This window comes from Herbiconiux sp. FW305-C-125 (genome assembly GCF_058783455.1).
In genome coordinates, this window is the sequence record NZ_JBYSYO010000005.1 from 93777 (window position 1) to 114935 (window position 21159).

General features: G+C 69.5%; 25 protein-coding genes. 17 read left to right on the plus strand and 8 right to left on the minus strand.

Going from position 1 to position 21159, the window contains the following annotated elements; translation table 11 throughout:
- Positions 1-4 precede the first annotated feature (4 nt).
- From AC3WLB_RS13965 to AC3WLB_RS13980, 4 genes are read left to right on the plus strand one after another with little or no spacing between them, the layout of a single operon-like run.
- Entirely contained in the window at positions 5-526 is a 522-nt protein-coding gene (locus AC3WLB_RS13965) for a hypothetical protein (protein WP_492506936.1), read from the plus strand.
- The gene (locus AC3WLB_RS13970; RefSeq protein ID WP_492506938.1) at positions 507-1028 is read left to right on the plus strand and encodes a hypothetical protein; all 522 of its coding nucleotides are present in this window, start codon (positions 507-509) and stop codon (positions 1026-1028) included. The genes AC3WLB_RS13965 and AC3WLB_RS13970 overlap by 20 nt, the downstream gene beginning before the upstream one ends.
- A 12-nt stretch (positions 1029-1040) precedes the next feature.
- On the plus strand, positions 1041-1595 hold the full coding sequence (locus AC3WLB_RS13975; RefSeq protein ID WP_492506940.1) for a hypothetical protein: 555 nt from the start codon (positions 1041-1043) through the stop codon (positions 1593-1595).
- A 40-nt stretch (positions 1596-1635) separates the two neighbouring features.
- The gene (locus tag AC3WLB_RS13980) at positions 1636-2217 is read left to right on the plus strand and encodes a TIGR03086 family metal-binding protein (RefSeq protein WP_492506942.1); all 582 of its coding nucleotides are present in this window, start codon (positions 1636-1638) and stop codon (positions 2215-2217) included.
- A 33-nt stretch (positions 2218-2250) separates the two neighbouring features.
- Here the strand turns inward: AC3WLB_RS13980 and AC3WLB_RS13985 are convergent, their stop codons facing one another.
- Positions 2251-2550: a DUF7882 family protein gene (locus AC3WLB_RS13985; RefSeq protein WP_492506944.1), complete on the minus strand. Its 300-nt coding sequence runs from the start codon at positions 2548-2550 to the stop codon at positions 2251-2253.
- Between the two features lie 91 nt (positions 2551-2641).
- On the opposite strand from AC3WLB_RS13985, the gene AC3WLB_RS13990 reads away from it, so the two are divergent.
- The 5 genes from AC3WLB_RS13990 to AC3WLB_RS14010 all read left to right on the plus strand — a co-directional run bounded on the left by AC3WLB_RS13990 (position 2642) and on the right by AC3WLB_RS14010 (position 6597).
- The gene (locus AC3WLB_RS13990; RefSeq protein WP_492506946.1) at positions 2642-3070 is read left to right on the plus strand and encodes a hypothetical protein; all 429 of its coding nucleotides are present in this window, start codon (positions 2642-2644) and stop codon (positions 3068-3070) included.
- Between the two features lie 100 nt (positions 3071-3170).
- Positions 3171-3839: a hypothetical protein gene (locus AC3WLB_RS13995; RefSeq protein ID WP_492506948.1), complete on the plus strand. Its 669-nt coding sequence runs from the start codon at positions 3171-3173 to the stop codon at positions 3837-3839.
- A gap of 53 nt (positions 3840-3892) precedes the next feature.
- Positions 3893-4819 (plus strand): hypothetical protein, encoded by a 927-nt coding sequence (locus AC3WLB_RS14000; RefSeq protein WP_492506950.1) that lies wholly within the window; start codon positions 3893-3895, stop codon positions 4817-4819.
- Positions 4820-4847: 28 nt separating this feature from the next.
- Complete coding sequence (locus tag AC3WLB_RS14005) at positions 4848-5570, plus strand: hypothetical protein (protein WP_492506952.1); 723 nt, start codon at positions 4848-4850, stop codon at positions 5568-5570.
- Positions 5571-5625: 55 nt separating this feature from the next.
- Positions 5626-6597 (plus strand): diacylglycerol/lipid kinase family protein, encoded by a 972-nt coding sequence (locus AC3WLB_RS14010; protein ID WP_492506954.1) that lies wholly within the window; start codon positions 5626-5628, stop codon positions 6595-6597.
- 16 nt (positions 6598-6613) lie between these two features.
- Here AC3WLB_RS14010 and AC3WLB_RS14015 read toward each other — a convergent pair whose 3' ends face one another.
- The 7 genes from AC3WLB_RS14015 to mftR all read right to left on the minus strand — a co-directional run bounded on the left by AC3WLB_RS14015 (position 6614) and on the right by mftR (position 14887).
- Positions 6614-8002, minus strand: a complete 1389-nt coding sequence (locus tag AC3WLB_RS14015) for an LssY C-terminal domain-containing protein (protein ID WP_492506956.1) — start codon at positions 8000-8002, stop codon at positions 6614-6616.
- Between the two features lie 22 nt (positions 8003-8024).
- The gene (locus AC3WLB_RS14020; protein ID WP_492506958.1) at positions 8025-9467 is read right to left on the minus strand and encodes an MFS transporter; all 1443 of its coding nucleotides are present in this window, start codon (positions 9465-9467) and stop codon (positions 8025-8027) included.
- Positions 9464-9892, minus strand: coding sequence for a hypothetical protein (locus tag AC3WLB_RS14025; RefSeq protein WP_492506960.1), 429 nt, complete (start codon positions 9890-9892; stop codon positions 9464-9466). Before AC3WLB_RS14025 ends, AC3WLB_RS14020 begins: the two co-directional genes overlap by 4 nt.
- A 52-nt stretch (positions 9893-9944) precedes the next feature.
- The gene (locus tag AC3WLB_RS14030; protein WP_492506961.1) at positions 9945-10697 is read right to left on the minus strand and encodes a class I SAM-dependent methyltransferase; all 753 of its coding nucleotides are present in this window, start codon (positions 10695-10697) and stop codon (positions 9945-9947) included.
- Between the two features lie 444 nt (positions 10698-11141).
- Positions 11142-12494: an HNH endonuclease signature motif containing protein gene (locus tag AC3WLB_RS14035; protein WP_492506963.1), complete on the minus strand. Its 1353-nt coding sequence runs from the start codon at positions 12492-12494 to the stop codon at positions 11142-11144.
- Between the two features lie 105 nt (positions 12495-12599).
- Entirely contained in the window at positions 12600-14261 is a 1662-nt protein-coding gene (locus tag AC3WLB_RS14040) for a GMC family oxidoreductase N-terminal domain-containing protein (RefSeq protein ID WP_492506965.1), read from the minus strand.
- 2 nt (positions 14262-14263) lie between these two features.
- The gene (mftR, locus tag AC3WLB_RS14045) at positions 14264-14887 is read right to left on the minus strand and encodes a mycofactocin system transcriptional regulator MftR (RefSeq protein ID WP_492506967.1); all 624 of its coding nucleotides are present in this window, start codon (positions 14885-14887) and stop codon (positions 14264-14266) included.
- Between the two features lie 112 nt (positions 14888-14999).
- Here mftR and mftA point away from each other — a divergent pair, with 112 nt between their 5' ends.
- The 8 genes from mftA to AC3WLB_RS14085 all read left to right on the plus strand — a co-directional run bounded on the left by mftA (position 15000) and on the right by AC3WLB_RS14085 (position 21144).
- On the plus strand, positions 15000-15107 hold the full coding sequence (mftA, locus tag AC3WLB_RS14050; RefSeq protein ID WP_022898618.1) for a mycofactocin precursor MftA: 108 nt from the start codon (positions 15000-15002) through the stop codon (positions 15105-15107).
- Between the two features lie 7 nt (positions 15108-15114).
- Positions 15115-15405 (plus strand): mycofactocin biosynthesis chaperone MftB, encoded by a 291-nt coding sequence (gene mftB / locus AC3WLB_RS14055; RefSeq protein WP_492506970.1) that lies wholly within the window; start codon positions 15115-15117, stop codon positions 15403-15405.
- On the plus strand, positions 15402-16682 hold the full coding sequence (gene mftC / locus AC3WLB_RS14060; protein WP_022898616.1) for a mycofactocin radical SAM maturase: 1281 nt from the start codon (positions 15402-15404) through the stop codon (positions 16680-16682). The genes mftB and mftC overlap by 4 nt, the downstream gene beginning before the upstream one ends.
- A gap of 60 nt (positions 16683-16742) precedes the next feature.
- Positions 16743-17552: a mycofactocin-coupled SDR family oxidoreductase gene (locus AC3WLB_RS14065; protein WP_022898615.1), complete on the plus strand. Its 810-nt coding sequence runs from the start codon at positions 16743-16745 to the stop codon at positions 17550-17552.
- A 77-nt stretch (positions 17553-17629) separates the two neighbouring features.
- Positions 17630-18466 (plus strand): mycofactocin-coupled SDR family oxidoreductase, encoded by an 837-nt coding sequence (locus tag AC3WLB_RS14070; RefSeq protein WP_492506973.1) that lies wholly within the window; start codon positions 17630-17632, stop codon positions 18464-18466.
- A gap of 37 nt (positions 18467-18503) precedes the next feature.
- The gene (locus AC3WLB_RS14075; RefSeq protein WP_022898613.1) at positions 18504-19337 is read left to right on the plus strand and encodes a mycofactocin-coupled SDR family oxidoreductase; all 834 of its coding nucleotides are present in this window, start codon (positions 18504-18506) and stop codon (positions 19335-19337) included.
- Positions 19334-20176 (plus strand): mycofactocin-coupled SDR family oxidoreductase, encoded by an 843-nt coding sequence (locus tag AC3WLB_RS14080; RefSeq protein ID WP_492506975.1) that lies wholly within the window; start codon positions 19334-19336, stop codon positions 20174-20176. The genes AC3WLB_RS14075 and AC3WLB_RS14080 overlap by 4 nt, the downstream gene beginning before the upstream one ends.
- 41 nt (positions 20177-20217) lie before the next feature.
- On the plus strand, positions 20218-21144 hold the full coding sequence (locus AC3WLB_RS14085) for an AAA family ATPase (RefSeq protein WP_492506977.1): 927 nt from the start codon (positions 20218-20220) through the stop codon (positions 21142-21144).
- Positions 21145-21159: the final 15 nt, after the last annotated feature.

The following is a 21159-nucleotide window of genomic DNA, read 5'->3' on the forward strand; positions in this document are numbered from 1 at the left end:
CCGGGTGAGCGGGCCGACGGGGGGCTCCCGCCGGCCACTCGCCCGGGTCGCCCTGCTCGCCATTCCCGGAGGCATCACGGTGGGCGCCGTCGTCGGGGTGAAGTACTCGCTCATCTTCACCGTGCAGGGATTGCTGTTCGACCCGACGTGGCTCGGCGGCACGGGTTCTCCCGGACTCGGCGCGTTCGGTGCGCTGGTGGGGCTCGCCGTGGGAGCGGGCTATGGTCTCGTGGTCGGGCTGGCGACCTGGCTGGCGCTCGCGCTGTGCTGGCTTCTGGCAGTTCCTTCCGCACCGACGGTCGGCATCGGCGCGGTCGCTGTGCTGGCGACATCCGTCGGTTTCGTCGCATGGACTGTCGGCATCGACCCGGCGACGCTGCTGGTGCCGCTGTACGGTTCGGCGCACGGGATCGCCGGCGTCATCCTTCTGGTGTGGGTGGCGAGCCTGCGACCGCGCGATTATTGGGCCATAATTGAGCAAAGATCGACTATGGCGAAAGGGTCTCGTGCACCATCAGCCCCGTGAGGCGCAGCGTCGGCCCAGGCTCCCGCAACCACTCGCTCGCACTGCTCTGCTCGCGGCACCGGGCGGTGTGGTCGTCGGTGCGCTGATCGGGATCGTGTACTCCCTCATCAGCACGGTGCCCGAACTCCTGTTCAGACCTGCGTGGGCGGGCGGGACCGGTTCGGCAGGATTCACCGTCGACGGCGCGCTGTTGGGCCTCGTCATCGGCGCGGTCTTTGGTCTGGTCGCCGGGCCGAGCGCAGCAGGTGCACTCGCTCTGGCCTTTGCTGCCGGCGTGCCGCGACTGATCGCGTGCGTCGTCGGATGCTCAGCCCTCGCTGCGGCGGCCTTCGGGATGACGCTGATCGCGTTCGGGCCCGATCCGCCGACGCTGCTCGTGCCGTCGCTCGGTTCGGCGCAGGGAGCGGGGGGAGTGATCCTGCTCAGCTGGGGCGCCACCCTGCGACCACGGGACTATGCGGAGGCAGTGGCGGCCCGGACGCACACGAAGCAGCTGGGCTAGTAGCGTCGGAGCATGGGAACCGGCAGTGCAGGTGGCGGCGGGGCGGAAGACGGCGACGACGGGATCGAGGCTGCGCTCCGGGCGGCGCTCGCCGACGTCGTGGGGCGGCTCACCGCCGCCAGGGCGCGCACCGAGGCGCTCGGTGCGTTCGAGCGGCGGCGGAGCATCCTCGGCGTCCGCCGCGGCCCGGTGCTCGTGCCGCTCGGCCGGGTCTGGCGTCTCGGCGTGCTGCTGCTGGATGCTCAAGGCGGCCTGCACGAAGTCGGCGCCGTCACCCGCGCGATCGACCCTGGACGGGTCACGAACCAGTCTCCCCGGGCCGAGGAACGCCGGGACTACCGGCGCGCGGCCTTCCAGGGCAAGTTCGAGCGGGGCGACACCGTCAACTACGACACCACACCGATCGCCCTCGACGCCGAGAGTCTCCGCGGCGCCGGCGGGCTGCTCTCCGTCGACGGCGACACCGTGCTGGTGCGCTGGAGCAAACTGCCCGGGGCGGGCGGACTCACGCCCCTCATCCCGTATCTTCTCGAACGCGCCGACCTCCTTACGGCGCCACCGCCCTGACGTCGTCGACGATGTCGGTCGCGGGGGATACGGTGAGGGCATGATCCCAACCGACCCCGCCGAGCGGCACCGCGAGGTGGCCGCGACCTTCACCGCCCGCGTCGACGGCGTCGCGCCCGGCGGGTGGGATGCGCCGTCGCCGGTCGAGGGGTGGACCGCACGCGACGTGGTCGGGCACCTCGTCGGCTGGTTGCCGGCGTTCCTCGAGCGCGGGAGCGGTGTCGTTCTGCCGAGCGGCCCATCCGTCGCCGACGACCCGGCCGCCGCGTGGCACATCCACGCCGACGGCGTGCAGGCGCTGCTCGACGATCCCGCCACGGCGCAACGGATGCTCAGCAACCCCCACATGGGCGACCTCCCACTGCCGCAGGCCATCGACCGGTTCTACACCGTCGACGTGTTCATGCACACCTGGGATCTGGCATCCGCCACCCGGCAAGACGGTCGGCTCGATCTCGACTTCTGCGCCCAGCTCGTCGACGGGATGGAGCCGATGGAGGAGATCATCCGCGGGTCGGGGCAGTACGGTCCGCGGGTGCCGGTGCCCGATGACGCCGACGCTCAGGCGCGCCTGCTCGGCTTCATCGGGCGCGACCCGTTCTGGCGCCCGCCGGTGTCCTGAGCACGGGCGCGACCGCGGGCCGGCCGTGCGCCGTCAGGCGGGCTCGTCGAGCGGGATCAGCCCCGTCGTCGTGCCGGCGACGACTGCGAGCTGCTCGATCCATTCGCGGTTGAGTGACGGCTCGCGGCTGCCGCGGAACAGGAACTGGAGCGGAATCGCCGGATCGAGCCACAACGACACCCGGCCGCCGCCGCTGTCGCGCGGCACCTCCCAGCTGAAGGTGAACGACTCTCGCCGCCGGAACTTCGTGACGATGACCACCCGGAGATGTGCGAGCAGCCGATCGTCGAACTCGAATTCGGACCCCTGAGGCCCGTACACCAGCGTTCCCATGGGCACCCCTCCCGCGCGTGACCCGATTTTATCCTCCCGGGCAGGGTGGGCGTCCCGGGCAGGGTGGGCGACGGCTGATTACGCTCGAAGAATGGATGCCTGCACCCACCTCTGCACGACCGCCGCCGAGATCGCGACCCGCTCGCTCGCCAACCGGGCAACCCCCAGGCGCTATCTCGTCGAGCTCGGCCGTGCGGCCGCGGGCGTCCGCCTCGGCCCCCTGTGGCTGCTCGATGCCGCGCGCGGCGGCCGCAACCGCATCCCGGGCCGCGGTTTCGCGCCCGAGTTCGACGACAGCACCCGCGGGCAGGCGCGGCACTTCGCCGGGATCGTGGCGGTCGCCGCCCGCATCGGCCCCGGCCCGGCCCGCTGGGCATCGGTGTACGTCGGCCGCGACCACCCCGACACCGCCGACGGTCGCCTCACCGACGCGGCGGTCGAGTTCACCCGGCTCGTCGCATCCGGCCGGCTGCCGCTCGCCGACACCTCCGCGTGGATCGCCCGCCACCTCTGCGCCTGATCGCGCTGTGCTCGATCGGCGCGTGCGGGTGGAAGGCAGCGAGCAGCACAGGACGCGGGCGGGCAGGGCACGTATCCTGGAGGTGCAAGGAGGGTGCGGGATGGGCTGGCGGCGACGGGAGCGGGCACCGCGGTGGCTCGCGACCGGCAAACCGGTCGAGGCACCCGAGCCCATCGCCCCGGAGAGCATCGAGGCGGCCGTCGCCGACGGCATGCTCATCGCCCGGTTCTCGGTGGTGATGGCGGTCAAGAACCGCCTGATCGTGGCGGCTTTGCGCGACGATCTGCCGTTCGACCGCGACCGTGCGGCCGACATCGTACGCGAGGTCGTCGAGGAGGTCGCGGCCGAGCAGGAACGCAACGAGGAGCACGCCGACGAGGTGATCGGCCAGGCCGAACATGATCGCGGTGTGGCCCGCCACGAGCACGACTACAAGTCCCGCGACGTCGAGTTGCTGGGCGCGCGACGTCGCGTCTACCACGAGGTCGCTCGCGACATCCGGCGCGCGGCCGACGACCCCGCCTGGCTGGCGGCGGTGGTCGAAGACGCACGGCAGGCCGCCTGGGCCGACATCGGCCGTGAGCTCGCCCACCGCCTCGACGACACCGAGCGCGTGACGCATCTCGTCGTCGACGACGACTACCTCCGGGACCGCGCCGAGCGGATGCGCCGGGTGCGCGAGTTCGACCTGTGGGAGCTGGCGGATGCGCGCTACGCCCGCACCCCGAGACCGCGCCGTGCCCGATCGGCCGCGCGCGACACCGACTGAAGCGCCTGCCATCCCGCCCCCGGGCGGAGTAGATTCTGCCCAGGGAGGACGCCGTGGCCGATCTCATCGCAGACGCGTTTGAGGCCTTCGGCGCGTCGGTACGCCCGTCGTCCGGTCAACTCGCCGCTGTGATGGGCCTCCGCGACCGTGTGGCGGATGCGGTGGCCGGTGACAGCAGAGTGCTGCGCCTGGTCGACACCGGCTCCTTCGCGCACGGCACGGCGGTCGGCGCCAGTCAACTCGACGTGATCGTCGTGCTGCGCGGGGCGAAGCCGAAGTCGCTCGCGCGATCGGTGGAGGTCGTGCGCTCCGTGGTAGTGGTCGACGATGTCGCTCTCGCATCGTCGCGCGACGACTCCGTCGTGCTGGAGGACCTGATCGAAGGCCTGGTCGAAGCACCCGCAGAATCCGCCGCCTCAGCCGCCTCCGCCCCCGCGATCGCCGCCGTGCGCCTGCTGCCCGCCTATGAAGCGACCGAACCCGGCGCGGCTGCCGACCAGGGCGCATCCGACACCCTCTGGGTGTCCGACGCCGCCCACCGCTGGGTGCGGCACCGGCCGTCGGCCCGAACCGTGCTGCTCGACCGGATCGACGGCGACGGGGCGGTGCGCGCCCTCATCCGCCTGCTGCTCGCCTGGAAGCACCGGCACGGGCTCGCCGTCTCGTCGTATTACCTCGAGACGGTCGCCCTGCGCCAAGCGTTGCAGCAGCGCTCGTTCAGCCTGCTCTGGGATCTGTGCTGGCTCTGGGAGGGGCTGTCCACCGACGCCCTCGCGCCGGTCGTCGACCTGACGAGTCCCAGTCAGACCCAGCACGTGCGCGCCTGCGCCACCCTCGCGCGGGCACTGGAGGCGCAGTTCCCCGTCGAGCGGGCCGCCTCGAGCGCGCGCGGCGCCGTCAACGCCTACATCGACGGCGATCTCCCCACCACCACCGCCTACCTCCGTGCCCTGTTCGGTGACGAGTTCCCCGCGCTCTGATTGACCCGCGCTCTGATTGACTAGGGGCATGAGCACCGTCGACCCGGCCATTGCCGCCCGGGAGAAGGCCGCCCGGCGCCCGAGGAACGTGCGGGTGGTCGCGCTGCTTCTCCTGCTGCTCGTCGGCGGCTTCGCCGCCGGGTACGGCTGGGCCTCGCTCGGCGCGCTGACCGACGACGCCACGCCCTCCGTCACCGCAATGGTCGCCGTGTCGGTCGGCACGGCGTTGACCATCATCAGCTCGATCGCCTGGACGAGCACCGTGCTGCGGCGTGCCGATCTGGGCGTCGCACTCGGGAACGCCGCCGTCTTCCTGAGCGCCGGGGCCGGTGTCCTGCTCGCGGCGCAGACCTACCGCGAACCGCTGATCCCCGACCTCGTCGGCTTCGGCCTGCTCGGCCTCGGTCTGGTGGCACTCGTGCTCGGCTGGCTCGCCGCTGCCGCACGCCGCCGCGCGGCGGCGGTTCAGGACGAGATGATGCGCAGCGGGATGCTCACCACGGCGACCGTGAGCGACCAGGGCTGGACGGTGTTCCGCGAGAGCAGTCGCATCCTCACCACCGTCACGTTCACCTTCGTCGACACCGCCGGGGTGCGTCGCTGGGTGCGCAAACCGGTGCTCGTGCGCGCCGAGAACCCGCTCGTGAACGGGGCGGAGACCCGGCTGTGGTACGACGCCGCGCATCCGGGTGACGAGAAGCGCATCGTGGTGGAGGCTGCGGTCGAGTCGCCGATCCGTCCGGTCCGCTGAATCCCGCGCGGGCCGGGACGCGCCAGCGTGCCCGCGCCCTGGTACGGTCGGCAGCATGACCACGACTCGGCGCGCCGCCCTCGTCTACAACCCCATCAAAGTCGACCTCGACGCCCTGAAAGCCGCGGTCGCGGCTGAGGAACAGGCGGCCGGCTGGGCCGAGACACTCTGGCTCGAGACCGAGGTCGACGACCCGGGCCAGGGGCAGACCAAGCAGGCGCTCGAGGCCGGAGTCGACCTCGTCATCGCCGCCGGCGGCGACGGCACCGTGCGTGCGGTCGCCGAGGCGCTGCACGAGTCGGATGTTCCGCTCGCCCTCCTCCCGTCGGGCACCGGCAATCTGCTCGCCCGCAACCTCGATCTCACGCTCGACGACGTCGAGAACGCCCTGCACACGGCGTTCCAGGGCAAGAACCGGGCGATCGATCTCGGTCTCATCCGCATCCGCCACGAAGACGCATCCGTCACCCAGCACGCCTACCTCGTGATGGCCGGCCTCGGCCTCGACGCCAAGATGCTCGCCGCCACCGACGACGAACTGAAGGCGAAGGTGGGCTGGCTCGCCTACGCGAAGGCCATCGGCCAAGTGCTCGGCGACCGCAACCACCTGCGCATCCAGTACAACCTCGACCGCAAGGGCAACCGCTCGGTGCGGGCCAACTCGATCATGATCGGGAACTGCGGGTCGCTGCCGGCCAACATCCTGCTGCTGCCCGAGGCGGCGGTCGACGACGGCATCTTCGACATCGTCATCCTGCGGCCCGAGGGCTTCATCGGCTGGCTGCAGATCATCGTCAAGATCTTCTGGGAGAACGGCGTGCTGCGACGCACCACCGCGGGGCGCAAGCTGATGGGTGCCACCAAGGAGGTGCGGGCGCTCAACTACCTGAAGGGCAAAGAGCTCGTGGTGCGCCTCGGCCGACCCGAGGAGATTGAGCTCGACGGCGACGGTCTCGGGCTCGCCACCGCCCTCAAGACCTGGGTCTCCCACGGCGGACTGCAGGTGCGGGTGCCGGCCGACGACTGACGGGTGCAGCCGGCCTTCACACCGCGGCGCGCGACGCCTTCTTGTCGCGGGGCCGCCGGGCGTAGTCGCGCGCCCGGCTGCTGGAGAGGGCGATGAGGATGAGGATGTCGAGCGACACCCCCACCAGGTTCGTTCCGAGTGTGATCGCCTGGTGCCCTGAGACGTGCTCGACGGCGGCGATGATGATGTTGATCACGCTGAACGACATCACCGCGATGCGCGCGATGTTGCTGCCGAAGAAGACGTAGAGCCCGAACAGCACCTCGGCGACGCCGAAAGCCGCGGTGAACCCGATCAGCACCCAGATGGTGACGTCGCGGAGGTCGATGGCGTCGGGCAGGTCCATGCCGACGTCGACGCTGAGGGCGTCTCGGACGTTCTGCCAGTCGAGCAGCACGAGCAGGATCAGCACCATCGGCGTGACCGCCCGCAGCAGCACCACCACGGCGCCGAACGTCGTCTGCGCCGGCCGGCGCACCGCCTTCTCGGGCAGCGCACTGCCGTTCGCGGAGGTGTGCGGTGTGGGTACCGGCGCCAGGGTCTCGGCGACGGATGCCGCGCTCGGCACCACCGCACGCAGATCGATGATCGGCAGGTCGCCATCGGTGATGATGGCGTCGCCCCCGCCGTTGCGGGAGTGATAGCCGGTGGAGAAGTCCTTCAGCACGTCGACGGTCACTGCCGGATCGGCGTCGCTCACCGTCGTCACGATGTGATCGCGCTCGATGTCGGTGTTCTCGTCGATCTTGTGCGTGATCTGCAGGGTGAACAACGAGAAACCGACGGCACGGTCGTAGGTGCCGGCCGCCAGCCAGTCGGTGCTGTGCCCGCCCGGCAGCAGCCAGGCATCCGGGCACCGCCAGAACCGCACGTGGTGTCGTTTCGCCGGGTTGCCCTTCACCTCCTGCTGGTAGGCGAAATCCTGGTTGCGGCCGAACAGCATGAGCGGGCTGACCGGTGCCTCGTTGTAGCTGCGGCGCAGCAGCGTCGACGCCACGATACGGGTGGCGCTGCGGAGGGTGAGGTCGTCGGCCCTGGTCCAGCCTGCGGCCAGCATGGCGGTGTGTACCTGCTCCTCGGTGCCGAGGAGGCCGAGGTTCACCGGGTCGCCGAGCAGCCCGTCGCTCGTGCGGGTGCGGCCGATGAAGTAGTTCGGCACGTAGATGTTGGTGAGGATGCGGTGCAGCCGCGGCAGCGCCACATAGGCCACGAGCAGCCAGAACACGAGGTAGAACCACAGCTGCGCCCAGCCCATCGAGAACCCGTCGGTGAGCACGAGGTAGGCGAGCCAGATCGACGCGAGACCGGCCACCACGAAGAACAGGTTGTCGAGCACGGCGTTGATCGAGAAGCGACGGCGCCGGCGCGCGGCCGGGGGAGCGGCCGAGGTGAGCGTGTCGGGCATGAAGCAAAGATACCGCCGAGGCTCAGTTGCGCGTGGCCACGAGCTCCACGTCTTCGACTCGGGACCGGGGCATCAGCAGGGCCACGATCACGGTCAGCACCGCACACACCAGCACGGCGGTGAACACGGCTTCGGATGCTCCGACGATCGTCTGCGGGTCGTGTGCGCCGCTCGGGGCATCCGTCGGGCTGAGGATGGCGTTCGCGATCGCACCGAACACCGCGACGCCGACCGCGCTGCCGATCGATCGGGCGAACAGGTTCGACCCTGTGACGACTCCGCGTTCGCTCCACGAGACGCTCGATTGGGCGGCGATGATGCTCGGCGTGGCCGTCCAGCCGAGACCGAAGCCGATGACGAAGCAGCACGCGGCGACCGCTGCGATGGAGGGGGTGCCCGCCAGGAGGGCGAGCGCGAGTGACCCGAGTGTGGTGAGGCTGAGACCGGCGAGCACGGTCGCGCGGAACCCGATGCGGAAGTAGAGCCGCCCCGAGATCGAGGCGGCGACCGGCCAGCCGAGCGTGAGCGCCGCCAAGGCGAGGCCCGAGACGAGCGGCGAGACGCCGATCGACCCTTCCAGGTAGGTGGGGATGAAGGAGGTGAGTCCGATGATGATGGCTCCGACCCCGAGTGCGATCAGGGTGGTGGTGAGGAGCAGGCGCTTCGAGAAGATCCAGAGCGGGAGCACCGGCTCGGGCGCGCGCCGCTCGACCAGGACGAAGGCGGCCAATGCCAGGACGCCGAGGGTGAAGGCGCCGATGCTCTCGGGTGAGATCCAGGCCCAGGCCTGGCCGCCTTCGAGGAGGGCGAGGATGATCGCGCTCATGCCGATGGTGAGCAGCACCGCGCCGGGATAGTCGATGCGGTGACGTCGTTTCTCGATGGTCTCGTGGAAATGACGGACGAGCAGCCAGGCCGCCAGGAGGCAGACCGGCACGTTCACGAAGAAGATGAAGCGCCACGAGACGAACTCGGAGAAGAGACCGCCGAGGGTGGGGCCCACCACCGAGGAGACGGCCCAGACGCTCGCCAGGTAGCCCTGGGTCTTGGCGCGTTCGGCGACGGTGTAGATGTCACCCGCGATGGTGAGCGCCATGGGCTGCACGGCGCCGGCGCCGAGACCCTGGAGGGCGCGGAAGGCGATGAGGGCGGGCATGCTCCACGCGAAGCCGCAGAGGATCGACCCCGCGAGGAACAGCCCGATGCCGATGAGGATGATCGGCTTGCGGCCGACCATGTCGGAGAGTTTGGCGTAGATGGGCACCGAGACGGCCTGGCTCAGCAGGTAGATGGAGAACAGCCAGGGGAACTGCGCGAAGCCGCCGAGGTCTTTGACGATGGAGGGAACCGCGGTGGCCAGGATCGTGGCCTCGATCGCCACCAGTCCGGTGGTGACCATCAGGGCGACGAGGATGGGGCCGCGCTTCGAGCGGAAGCCGACGCCGTCGGCGGCGGGTGCGGTCACTCGGCGGCCTCGTTCTCGGCGGTCTCGTGCTCGCTGGTCTCGTTCTCGCCGGCCTCGTTCTCGCCGTTCAGGGCGAGATCGGTGAGGAGCGCCTGGAAGGTTGCGGGCGCCCGGCGGATCTCGGCGCGACCCGCGACCGGACCCGCCCAATGCCAGGTCGGTGCCACGTTCACGATCTCGAACTCGACGAGCGCGCCGCTCTCCTCGGGTCGCACCCGGTACTCGCCCCGGTACCACCAATCGCCCTGCACGATCACCGTCCGGCTCGCTGCGTCGACCAGTGACCGCCCTTCGTCGCCACCCTGCAGGCCCGCGAAGCGCTCGGCGAGAGCGCGGAAGACCGCATCCGGAGGCCCTGGGAGATGTCCGGCGAACGACCGCACGATCGTGTGCTTGAGAGGGCGTTCGAGGGTGATTGTTGCCACTCGGCAAGGATATGCCCGGGCTCGGACATCGGCCCGCGGCCCGCGGCCCGGTTCAGAACTCTCGGGCGATGGTGACGCGGGTGACGTAGGGGAGATCGTAGGCGGTGCGGCCGGTCAGGTCGGGATGGGCGGTCAGGAGGTCCTCGACGCGGGCGAGCATCGCCGCGCGTTCGGTCGTGGGCATCGCGATGACATAGCTGCGGGATGTGATCATGGCGAGGAGCTGCTCGTGGTCGACCGTCGCGGTCCAGCGGAACTCGGCGTGGGCGTCGCGGGTGAGCGGCGGCCCGACCGGGGGAGTGATGCTGTCGTACTTCTCGGCCGCCGAGGCGCCCATGATGCCGCTCAGTCGGTGCACCCAGTCGATCGAGTCGTCGCGGATGTTCCACACCAGCGCCAGCACGCCGCCCGGACGCAGGATGCGCGCCGCCTCCCGCGAGGCGGCCTCGACGTCGACCCAGTGCCAGGCCTGGGCGACGGTCACGACGTCGGCGGAGTCGTCGCCGAGCGGGATGCTCTCGGCCGTGCCATCGAGCGCGAGCACGCCGGGAAGATTGGCGGCGAGGCGGGCACGCATCTGCGCATCCGGTTCGACCGCGGTGACGGATGCGACGCGGCCGACGAGCCCGGTGGTGAACTTGCCCGTGCCGGCACCCACGTCGACGACGTCGGGCAGAGCGCCGTCGTCCGTCGCGGCCCGGGAGAGCAGCCACTCCACCGCATCGAGGGGATAGCTCGGGCGCCCACGGTCGTAGGCAGCGGCTTCGCCCCCGAACGACAGCGCGTGCGACGTGTCTCTGGCCATGTGCCCATCTTCCTCCATCCCGTGGGGCGTGCTGCGCGATCTCGTGGGGCGTGCTGCGCGATCCCCCGGGGGGCGCCTGCATCGCTCGTCGCGGGCTTCCTTATTTCCGCGTTCCGTGCTTTCCGCAGCCCGGGTGGCGCGGGTTTCCTGGGTGGCGGGTGGCGCGGGTTTCCTGGATGGCGGGTGGCGCAGGTTTCCTGCGTGGCGCGTGGCGCGTGCCTGCTGCGTTCCGCATGGCGCGGTTCCTGCCGCGCGCATGGCGCGTTTGGTGCGGTCTGCTCGACGCTGCGGTCGCTCCTGGGCATGCGTGGCGGGCCCGACGTGACAGCGGGAGAGGTGAGGCGCGCTTGTTTGCCTGATATCCGCTCGCTCAAAGATGCCCCCGTCCTGCGTGGCCGGAGTGTGCTTCGGCGCGTCTTGGCGCCGGACGGGTGGCCGGGCGCGTCAGAAGGGGGGTTCATCGGGGAGGGGTTGCGGTTGTCGGCGCGGGACGTTGCCGGGTGGGCGGTTCGGGGTGGTGACCGCCCGATGTGGTCGGCGGTGGTCGGGCGGGCGCGTGGTGTACCGCGCGCCAGACGGCGCCCTCCAGTGCAATGCCCGCCTGTCACCGGCTTCCACCTGCCAGTCCGATTGATGTTTGAGGGTGTGATGTCGGCGGCAGAGCGCTGCCAGGTTATCGAGGCTGGTCTCACCGCCCTGCGCCCAATCGGTGGTGTGATCGAGATCGCAGCGATCAGCCCGGCGGCGGCAGCCGGGGAAGCGGCAGGTCTCGTCGTCGAGCACGACCGCCGCTCGGAGGTCTGCAGGCACTTTGTAGTGCTCGCGACCCACGCTGAGTCGTTGACCGGTGATCGGGTCGGACAGGATGCGGGTGAACGACGGTGCCCCCGCCGCGAGCCGCAGTGTGGTCTCGATGTCGATCGGGCCGTAGCCGAGAAGCTCGCCGGGCTCGTCGGAACGGCCGAGGAGCGTCATGACCGGCACGGTCACTGCGACGTTCGCGCGGATGCCCCGTGCGCGCGCTGCTGTCTCGCCATCTCGGTGCAGTAGCAGGTCGACGAGACCGTCAGCGCGAAGTTGCGCATGGGTCCGAGTCTCCTCCGGCGAGTGCAGTGCGCGAGCGAGCTGGTCGATGGTGTCGTCGATGGCGAACGCCGATGCTGCGGGCAGATGACAGACGACCGAGGCCATTCCGTCGTGCTCGTTCTCGATCCACACGGCGCGCTCTTCGCGCGCCTCGCGGTGGCGCACCTCGATGGTCTCCGGATGCATCCGCTCGCGCAGCAGTCGCGAACGCCCGGCGAGCTGGGCGGGAGTGAGAGAGACGGCCTCGACCAGAGCGGCGTTCTCGAATTCGCCGCTCGCGCCGACGGGGAGCGATCGCGCTTCGCGCACGATCGCTTGTGCGTGCTGGTACCCAATGTCGCCACGCGCCAACGCCGACAGTGTTGCCGGGAGGACACTGCTGAGCACTTCGGCTTCGTCGATTCGCCGGGCCGCCGTCGACTCGGGAATCTTCAAAGTAGCGGCGACTTCGGCCACCAAAGATCTCCTCGAATGCTGCAGCGAACCGCCGGGCAGGCCGGCGAGCTGATCGGCCTTGCTGGCCGCTGCAGCGAGCAGCTCGACCGCCTTCGCCTCGAGTGCCGCCTGCTCCCGACGGATGACCGCCACTGCTGCGGCATCGGCGCCGATGCCGCGCGCGAGCGCCTGCCGGGACTGCGCGGAGGCAGGCAACGCGTCGGCGGCGGGGACGTCGCCGGTGGAATTGATTCGGAAAGAAATTTGACTTTTCATGAGCTTAGCTCAATCATATATCGAACATAGTTTCGAATCAAGCAATCGGGCCACCGCTACCTCATGCGGCATACGGGCCGCGGAGAGGGTGTAACAGTGAGTCGTTCACAGGTGGATCATTGCATCGGCGATGCGCGTGCCGAGGAGGACGGCGGTGAGCGCCGGGCCACGCCGCGGCACAGTCGGCACGATCGACGTGTCCACCACCCGCAATGCCGTTGTGCCTTGCACCCGTCCTTGTTGGTCGACCACGGCTCCTGGGTCGCCGGCGGCACCCATGCGCGCGCTCCCGCAGAGGTGGATGGCCGTGCCGAGGTTCTGTTGCACCCAGCGATCGAGCGTCGCGTCGTCCGAAAGCGTCGCCGCGTCGATGTTCGACAGCCCTTCAGAGACCGCGCCAAAGGCCCGGGACTGGAGCAGGTGAGCTGTGCGGCGCACCGCCTGGCGCATTTTCGCGCGATCCTCCGCTGTTGCGAGGTAGTCGTAGTCGATGCGCGGTGGAGCGGAAGGGTCATTCGATGTCAGCCGGATGCGTCCGCGCGATTGTGCGGTCTGCAGCGCCACGAGCACGGCGAGATCGGGAGAGGGGGATGGCCCCCCGGTCAGCAGGGTGTGCATCGGCCTGAGCAGCGGTATGGCCTCGAACTCGCCACCGCCGTCGAGAGCCGCATTGAGCGTGCTTTCCATCGCCGTCTCGTGGGGCTGAGGAGCCACATCCGCGCGCGGTCGCCAGGTGAGCTGCACCTGCGGATGGTCGCTGAAGCCCACACCGACACCGGGAGCATCGGCCACCACCGGAATCCCGAGCGCCTCGAGCTCGAGGCGCGGGCCGATCCCCGAGCGCAGGAGCAGGGTGGGGGACATGATGCTCCCGGCGGCGAGCACGACCTCCCGCCCGCGAGCCACTGCCTCCCGCCCGCGAGCCACTGCCTCCCGCCCGGCGGTCGGTGCGAGCTCCACGCCAACGGCGCGAGTGCCTTCGAAGAGGATGCGGCTCACCGACGTGTTCGCTCGCACCTCCAATCCGGGGTGGTCGGCAAGGGGGAGAAGGTAGGCGAGGGCGGTGTTCCAACGGACGCCGTCGCGGACGTTCATCGGGAGGGGTCCGTGGCCGGGCGGCTGCTCGCCGTTCTTGTCGGGTTCGTCGGCGTATCCCGCGGCCGAGGCCGCGGCCGCGAATGCGGCGGTGACGGGGTGGGCGGGTTTGCGAGGCGCTGGACGGAGCGCCCTCTGTGGGTGTCCGTCGGGAGACGCGACCTCGGATTCGGCGGCCGAGGACGCCGCGCGCCCGGGCGCGAGCGCGGGACGCGAGACCGGCATCGGGCCGGCCGTGCCGTGGAGGGCGGATGCCGGGAAGTCGACGTCGGTCTCCAGATCGCGGAGGAACGGCAGGCAGGCCTCGTAGCTCCACTCGGGGTTGCCCGCGGCCACCCAGTCGTCGAAATCGGCGCGACGCGGACGCACGAAGTAGGCGCCGTTGATCGTGGTCGACCCGCCGGCGATCCTGCCGCGGGCAATCGAGTAGGGACGACTCGGGGTGAGATGCGCGTCGAATGCCCAATTGTCCGGATGCGCGGGGTCGGCCCCCCGGATCGTACCCGCGTCGAGCAGGTCCGCCGGCATCCCGGCGGCGGTCTCGGGCACCGGCCCTGCCTCGACCAGCAGCACCCGCTTCCCGCCCGACACGAGCGCGGCCGCCAGAGGGGCACCCGCCCCGCCGGCACCCACCACGATCACGTCGTACTCGGGCTCGTCCGGTGGTGTCATGCCTAGAGAGCAGTGCGCGGATCGAAGGTGGTGCCGAGCATCCGGATGGCGGAGTCGAGCAGCTTGGCGAGGTCGGCGTCGTCGTGCTTCAGCCACTGCTCGTAGGCCGACAGCGACACCGCGAGGTACGCCCAGGCGATCGCCTGTGGCTGCAGGCCGTCCTCGGGCACGCCGAGGCGGGAGGCCGCGAACTCCGCCACCACCTGCCGCCAGGAGGCATACCGCAGAGTCGAATGCGCCACCAGCGTCGGCACGTTCAGCAGCAGAGCCATGCGCTGCCGGTGGTAGGGCACCTCCTCGGGTGGGAAGCGGTTGAACTCGATCACCGCCTGCCGAAGGGCCTCCGCCAAGGGCAACGACGCGGGAAGGGACTGGAGGTACGCCCGCATCCGGTCGAGCAGCAGTTCGAACTCGCCCCACGGCAGATCGTTCTTCGACGGGAAGTAGCGAAAGAAGGTGCGGCGCCCGATTCCGGCTCGCGCGGCGATCTCATCGATGGTGGTCTCATCGAAGCCGTGCTCGACGAACAGTTGCAGCGCGATGTGACTGAGCTCGGCCTGCGAAGTCGAGGGGGCGCGACCGAGGCGGGGCGGCTCGCCCGCGCGGGCCGACGAGTCGAGGCTCATCGATTCCCCTCCATTCGGCGTTCGGTCTTCCATTCGGCACTCGGTGTCATTAGTATCGTCTTCATCACAGTAATTCGACGAAGAAGACGATTACGACCATGAGGAGAATCCCATGAGTACACGTGAACCCGCTGTTCCCACGCCCGAGTCGAGCGCGCTGATCGAAGCCGATTCGCTGGTCGAAGAGGTCTCGATCGACGGTATGTGCGGCGTCTACTGAGCCGGCCATGACCGCGCCCGATTCTACCGCTCCGGATCTCGACAGCGCGTGGGATCTGCACCCACAGGTCTCGGTCCGACCGGAGCCGTTCGGTGCTCTGCTCTACCACTTCGGCACCCGCAAGCTGTCGTTCCTGAAAGACCGAGCCCTGCTCGCAGCGGTGCAGTCGCTCGCCACCGCCCCGTCGGTCCGAGCCGCGTTCGAGAGCGCCGGAATCGGCGCTGCCGACGTTCCCCGCTATCAATCCGCTCTCGGCACGCTCGCCGCGTCGTCGATGGTGATCGAGAGGAAGCAATGACGATCCTGGATGCGCCACCCACGGGTACGGCAGCCGCCACCGCTCGGGCGACTCCCGCCGCACCGGTCAAGACGCAGCGGCTGGTCGACCTGTTCGAGTACGGTCTGGATTCGCCGATCTGTCTCACCTGGGAGCTGACCTACGCCTGCAACCTCAGTTGCGTGCACTGCCTGTCGAGTTCGGGCCGGCGCGATCCGCGCGAGCTGAGCACGGCGGAGTGCAAGGCGGTGATCGACGAACTCGAACGGATGCAGGTGTTCTACGTGAACATCGGCGGCGGCGAACCCACGGTCCGCAGTGACTTCTGGGAGCTCGTCGACTACGCCACCGCCCACAAGGTCGGGGTGAAGTTCTCGACCAACGGGGTGAAGATCACCCCCGAGGTGGCGCGCAAGCTCGCCGCGAGCGATTACGTGGATGTTCAGATCTCGTTGGACGGCGCGACCGCGGAGGTCAACGACTACGTGCGAGGCCCCGGCTCCTACGCCACGGCGATGCGTGCCATGCAGAACATGAAGGACGCCGGCTTCACCGGGTTCAAGATCTCGGTGGTGTGCACCCGCCAGAACATCGGGCAGCTGGACGAGTTCAAGGCCATCGCCGACGAGTACGGTGCACAGCTGCGCCTGACCCGTCTCCGCCCGTCCGGCCGCGGAGCCGACGTGTGGGACGAGCTGCACCCGTTGCCCGAGCAGCAGCGCGAACTGTACGACTGGTTGGTCGCCAACGGCGAGAACGTCCTGACCGGTGACTCGTTCTTCCACCTCTCCGCCTACGGTTCGGCGCTGCCGGGCCTGAACCTGTGCGGTGCGGGGCGGGTGGTGTGCCTGATCGATCCGGTCGGCGACGTGTACGCGTGCCCCTTCGCGATCCACGACGAGTTCCTCGCCGGGAACGTGCGGAGCGAGGGCGGATTCCAGGAGGTGTGGCGCAACTCCGAGTTGTTCACGAGACTCCGCACGCCCCAATCGGGCGGGGCGTGCACGAGCTGCTCGTTCTTCGACTCCTGCAAGGGCGGATGCATGGCCGCGAAGTTCTTCACCGGCCTGCCCCTCGACGGCCCCGACCCCGAGTGCGTTCGCGGCTTCGGCGAAGAAGCCCTGCAGAAGCGCAAGATGGACGGTTCGATCCCGAAGCCCGAGGGCGACCACTCGCACCGCACCGAACGGGCCCCGCGCCGCGGGGTGCCCGTGACGCTCTCGCTGACCCGACCCGCGCATCCGCCGGTCAGTGCGTGCGAGGAGAACCCCCTCGCCGGATTCACCCCGGGGGACTGACCCCGGGGATCAAGGCCACGGGCCGCATTCACGACCCGCGTGAAGAGAAAGGAACATGCAATGGGTCGAGTCGAGGGCAAGGTCGCCTTCATCACCGGAGCCGCTCGTGGACAGGGGCGCTCGCACGCGATCCGCCTCGCGCAAGAGGGCGCGGACATCATCGCGGTCGACCTGGCCGACCACATCCCGAACATCGACTACCCCTCGGCCACCGAGGAGGACCTCGCCGAGACCGTGCGTCAGGTCGAGGCGCTCGACCGGCGGATCATCGCGACGAAGGTCGACATCCGTGACCGCGCCGCGCTGAAAGCGGCCGTCGACGAGGGCGTCGGCCAGCTCGGCAAGCTCGACATCGTGGTGGCGAACGCCGGCATCTGCGTGATCGCCGACTGGCAGGGCACTTCGGAGGACGTCTGGGAGCAGACCATCGGCACCAACCTCACCGGAACCTGGAACACCCTCCAGACCACGACGCAGCACCTCATCGACAACGGCGGCGGGTCGATCATCATGACCAGCTCGGCGGCGGGCATCAAGGGCCTGCCGTTCCTCTCGGCCTACGTCGCCTCGAAGCACGGTGTGGTCGGGCTCATGCGCGCCTACGCCACCGAGCTCGCCGAATACAACGTGCGCGTCAACACCATCCATCCCACCGGGGTCAACACCCCGATGGGCACCCTCGGTGGTGGCGCGTTCGGGCCGCTGCTGGAGGCGCATCCGAAGCTCGGCGGGATGCTCGCGAATCTGCTGCCGATCGAGATCACCGAACCCGTCGACCAGTCGAACGCCGTGCTCTGGCTCGCCTCCGACGAGTCGCGCTACGTCACGAGCCTCGAACTCACCGTCGACGCGGGCAACACCCAGTTCTGAGCGGGCACCGGAAACCCCGAACGAAAACCGGAAACAAAAAGAACGAAGAGTACGAAGAGAAGAGAAGGGAGCTCGCAATGGGGCGGGTAGAAGGAAAGGTCGCGTTCGTCACGGGCGCGGCCCGCGGCCAGGGCCGCAGTCACGCGCTGCGGCTGGCGCAAGAGGGTGCCGACATCATCGCGGTGGACATCGAGGACCAGATCGGCACGGTGCCGTACCCGATGTCGACCCCCGACGACATGGCCGAGACGGTGCGCCAGATCGAGGCGCTCGACCGGCGCATCGTGGCGACCAAAGCGGATGTTCGGGACTATGACGCGACGAAGGCGGCGCTCGACGAGGGCATTGCCCAACTCGGCCGCCTCGACATCGTGGCCGCCAATGCGGGCATCTTCAGTTTCGGCAGCATGGAGGAGCTCACCGAGGAGCAGTGGAGCGACATGCTCGACACCAACCTCACCGGGGTCTGGCACGCGGTGAAGGCGGCGATCCCGCACCTCAAGGCGGGCGGCAACGGGGGCTCGATCATCCTCACCTCGTCGACGGCGGGGCTCATGGCCATCCCGAACATCGGGCACTACGTCGCCGCCAAGCACGGCGTGGTCGGGCTGATGCGAACGCTCGCGCTCGAGTTGGCACCGGATTTCATCCGGGTGAACTCGGTGCATCCGACCAGTGTCGACACGGACATGATCCAGAACGACGCGACCTACGCCCTGTTCGCCGGCGACCTGCCGGTCGAGGAGCGCACACGTGACGTGGTCGGTGAGCGGTTCCAGACGCTCAATGCGCTGCCGATCAAGTGGGTCGAACCGGTCGACATCTCCAACGCCGTGCTCTGGCTGGCGTCCGACGAGTCGCGGTACGTGACCGGGGTCACGCTGCCGATCGACGCCGGATCTCTCATCAAGTAGCAGGATTCCCAGCGGCAACTCGAGAAAGGAGCTCGCAATGGGGCGGGTAGAAGGAAAGGTCGCGTTCATCACGGGCGCGGCGCGTGGTCAGGGGCGCTCGCACGCCATCCGGCTGGCGCAGGAGGGCGCCGACATCATCGCGATCGACATCTGCGAGGCGATCCCGGAGAACCCTTACGATCCGGCGACGGAGGAGGATCTCGCCGAGACCGTGCGCCAGGTCGAAGCGCTCGACCGGCGCATCGTCGCCTCGAAGGCCGACGTGCGTGACTTCGAGCAACTGAAGGGGGCGCTGGATGCGGGGGTCGCCGAACTCGGCCGCCTCGACATCGTCTCGGCCAACGCCGGCATCTCGGGGTCGCCGAACAAGTCGCAGGACATTCCGGATGCGGAATGGAAGAACATGATCGACATCAACCTGGGCGGGGTGTGGCGCACGGCCAAGGCCGCCATCCCGCACCTCCGGGCCGGTGGACGCGGCGGGTCGATCATCCTCACCAGCTCGGACGCGGGTCTGTTCCCCTACGAGAACATCTCGCACTACGTCTCCGCCAAGCACGGCGTCGTGGGCCTCATGCGAACGCTCGCGCTCGAACTGGCGCCGGACTTCATCCGGGTGAACAGCCTGCATCCGACCACGGTCGACACGCCGATGGTGCAGAACGACGCCATCTACCGGTTGTTCCGGCCTGACCTCGAGAACCCGACGAAGCAGGACTTCGCCGACGCCGCGACCTTCATGAACGCCTTGCCGGTGCCCTGGGTCGAAGCGGTCGACATCTCGAACGCCCTGCTCTGGCTGGCCTCGGACGAGTCGCGCTACGTCACGGGCGTCACCCTGCCGGTGGACGCGGGGGCGGCGGTCAAATGACCGGGCGCGTGGAGGGGAAGGTCGCGTTCATCACGGGCGCGGCCCGCGGCCAGGGGCGCTCGCACGCCCTCCGGCTGGCGCAGGAGGGTGCCGACATCATCGCGATCGACATCGCGGAGTCGATCCCGGGCATGGAGCGCTACTACGCCGGCGCCACCGAGGAGGATCTCGCCGAGACGGTGCGCCAGGTCGAGGCGCTCGACCGCCGCATCGTGGCCCGCAAGGCCGACGTTCGCGACTACGACGCGCTGAAGGCCGCGCTCGACGAGGGCGTCGCCGAACTCGGGCACGTCGACATCGTGTCGGCGAACGCGGGCATCTTCGCGTTCGGCGAGCAATCGCAACTCGTCGAGGACGCGGAATGGGAGATGGTCAACGACATCAACGCGAAGGGCGTGTGGCACACGGCCAAGGCGGTCATCCCGCACCTGATCGAGCAGGGCACGGGCGGGTCGATCATCCTCACCTCCTCCACGGCCGGGCTCAAGGGCACGCCGAACGTGGTCGCGTACACCGCGTCGAAGCACGCGGTGGTGGGCATCATGCGCACGCTCGCGCTCGAGCTGGCGCCGCACCGCATCCGGGTGAACACCGTGCACCCGACCGGGGTGGCGACCGACATGATCCTCAACGAGGCCACGTTCAAGCTGTTCATGCCCGACGTGGAGCACCCGACCCAGGAGGCGGCGGCCGAGATCTTCGCCACCACCAACGCGCTGCCCATCCCGTGGGTCGAGCCGATCGACATCTCGAACGCCGTGCTCTATCTCGCCTCGGATGAGGCGCGGTACGTCACGGGAACGGAGCTGAAGATCGACGCCGGGTACACGATCAAGTGACGAGCGACCGAATGACGAGCGCGGGCGAGTGAGGGGGCGGAATGGGTGAGACGGATGTCGCCGAGACCCGGCGGCGCATCGCCGCGCACCTGGTGGGCCGCGAACGTGAGCTGGAGCTCGCGCTCGCGGCCGTGGCCGCCGGGCGCGACCTCGTGCTCGAAGGGCCGCCCGGCACCTCGAAGACCACGATGCTGAAGGCGATCACCGAGGAGTGGGGCATTCCGCTGCTGTTCGTGGAGGGCAACGCCGATCTGACTCCGGCCAAGCTGGTGGGGCACCACAACCCCGCGCGGGTGCTGCGCGAGGACTACAGCGCCGACAACTTCGTGGCCGGCCCGCTCGTCGAGGCGATGCGGCAGGGCGGCTTCCTCTACATCGAAGAGTTCAACCGCGCGCCCGAGGACACCCTCAACACCCTGCTCACGGCCATGGCCGACCGCGCGGTGGAGGTGCCGCGGGTGGGTCTCATCGAGGCGCAACCGACCTTCCGGGTGATCGCGTCGATGAACCCGTACGACAACGTCGGCACCACGCGCCTGTCGACCTCGGTGAGCGACCGGCTCAACCGGATCGTCGTCGCGTACCAGGACGCGGCGTCGGAGGAGGGGATCGTCGCGCTGCGCACAGGGCTCATCGGGCCGCTCGCCGAGCGCATCATCCCCGACGCGGTGGCGGTGACCCGGGCCACCCGCGTGCATCCGGATGTGCGCCAGGGCTCGAGCGTGCGCGGCGCGATCGACTGCGCGCTGGTCGCCCACGAGCTGTTCGCCCTCCGGGGTGTGGATGTCGCGGGGGTGGTCTCGGTCGATGACGACGCCTACCAGGCCACCCTGTTCGACGCGATGCTCGTGGCGCTGTCGGGGCGCATCCGTATCGACGAAGCGGCCGAGACCACGCCCGAGCGGGTGCTGCGGGAGATCTGGGAGGACCACTTCATTCTCGAACCCGCGCGTGCCGAGCCGGGGTGAAGAGCGGTCGAGGCC

Excerpts from the sequence above, each read along its gene's own strand:
- AC3WLB_RS13975 (WP_492506940.1), top strand. The coding sequence starts at position 1,041 with ATGGGAACCGGCAGTGCAGGTGGCGGCGGGGCGGAAGACGGCGACGAC.
- AC3WLB_RS13980 (WP_492506942.1), top strand. The coding sequence starts at position 1,636 with ATGATCCCAACCGACCCCGCCGAGCGGCACCGCGAGGTGGCCGCGACC.
- AC3WLB_RS13985 (WP_492506944.1), bottom strand. The coding sequence starts at position 2,550 with ATGGGAACGCTGGTGTACGGGCCTCAGGGGTCCGAATTCGAGTTCGAC.
- AC3WLB_RS13990 (WP_492506946.1), top strand. The coding sequence starts at position 2,642 with ATGGATGCCTGCACCCACCTCTGCACGACCGCCGCCGAGATCGCGACC.
- AC3WLB_RS13995 (WP_492506948.1), top strand. The coding sequence starts at position 3,171 with ATGGGCTGGCGGCGACGGGAGCGGGCACCGCGGTGGCTCGCGACCGGC.
- AC3WLB_RS14005 (WP_492506952.1), top strand. The coding sequence starts at position 4,848 with ATGAGCACCGTCGACCCGGCCATTGCCGCCCGGGAGAAGGCCGCCCGG.
- AC3WLB_RS14010 (WP_492506954.1), top strand. The coding sequence starts at position 5,626 with ATGACCACGACTCGGCGCGCCGCCCTCGTCTACAACCCCATCAAAGTC.
- AC3WLB_RS14015 (WP_492506956.1), bottom strand. The coding sequence starts at position 8,002 with ATGCCCGACACGCTCACCTCGGCCGCTCCCCCGGCCGCGCGCCGGCGC.
- AC3WLB_RS14030 (WP_492506961.1), bottom strand. The coding sequence starts at position 10,697 with ATGGCCAGAGACACGTCGCACGCGCTGTCGTTCGGGGGCGAAGCCGCT.
- AC3WLB_RS14035 (WP_492506963.1), bottom strand. The coding sequence starts at position 12,494 with ATGAAAAGTCAAATTTCTTTCCGAATCAATTCCACCGGCGACGTCCCC.
- AC3WLB_RS14040 (WP_492506965.1), bottom strand. The coding sequence starts at position 14,261 with ATGACACCACCGGACGAGCCCGAGTACGACGTGATCGTGGTGGGTGCC.
- mftR (WP_492506967.1), bottom strand. The coding sequence starts at position 14,887 with ATGAGCCTCGACTCGTCGGCCCGCGCGGGCGAGCCGCCCCGCCTCGGT.
- mftA (WP_022898618.1), top strand. The coding sequence starts at position 15,000 with ATGAGTACACGTGAACCCGCTGTTCCCACGCCCGAGTCGAGCGCGCTG.
- mftB (WP_492506970.1), top strand. The coding sequence starts at position 15,115 with ATGACCGCGCCCGATTCTACCGCTCCGGATCTCGACAGCGCGTGGGAT.
- mftC (WP_022898616.1), top strand. The coding sequence starts at position 15,402 with ATGACGATCCTGGATGCGCCACCCACGGGTACGGCAGCCGCCACCGCT.
- AC3WLB_RS14065 (WP_022898615.1), top strand. The coding sequence starts at position 16,743 with ATGGGTCGAGTCGAGGGCAAGGTCGCCTTCATCACCGGAGCCGCTCGT.
- AC3WLB_RS14070 (WP_492506973.1), top strand. The coding sequence starts at position 17,630 with ATGGGGCGGGTAGAAGGAAAGGTCGCGTTCGTCACGGGCGCGGCCCGC.
- AC3WLB_RS14075 (WP_022898613.1), top strand. The coding sequence starts at position 18,504 with ATGGGGCGGGTAGAAGGAAAGGTCGCGTTCATCACGGGCGCGGCGCGT.
- AC3WLB_RS14080 (WP_492506975.1), top strand. The coding sequence starts at position 19,334 with ATGACCGGGCGCGTGGAGGGGAAGGTCGCGTTCATCACGGGCGCGGCC.
- AC3WLB_RS14085 (WP_492506977.1), top strand. The coding sequence starts at position 20,218 with ATGGGTGAGACGGATGTCGCCGAGACCCGGCGGCGCATCGCCGCGCAC.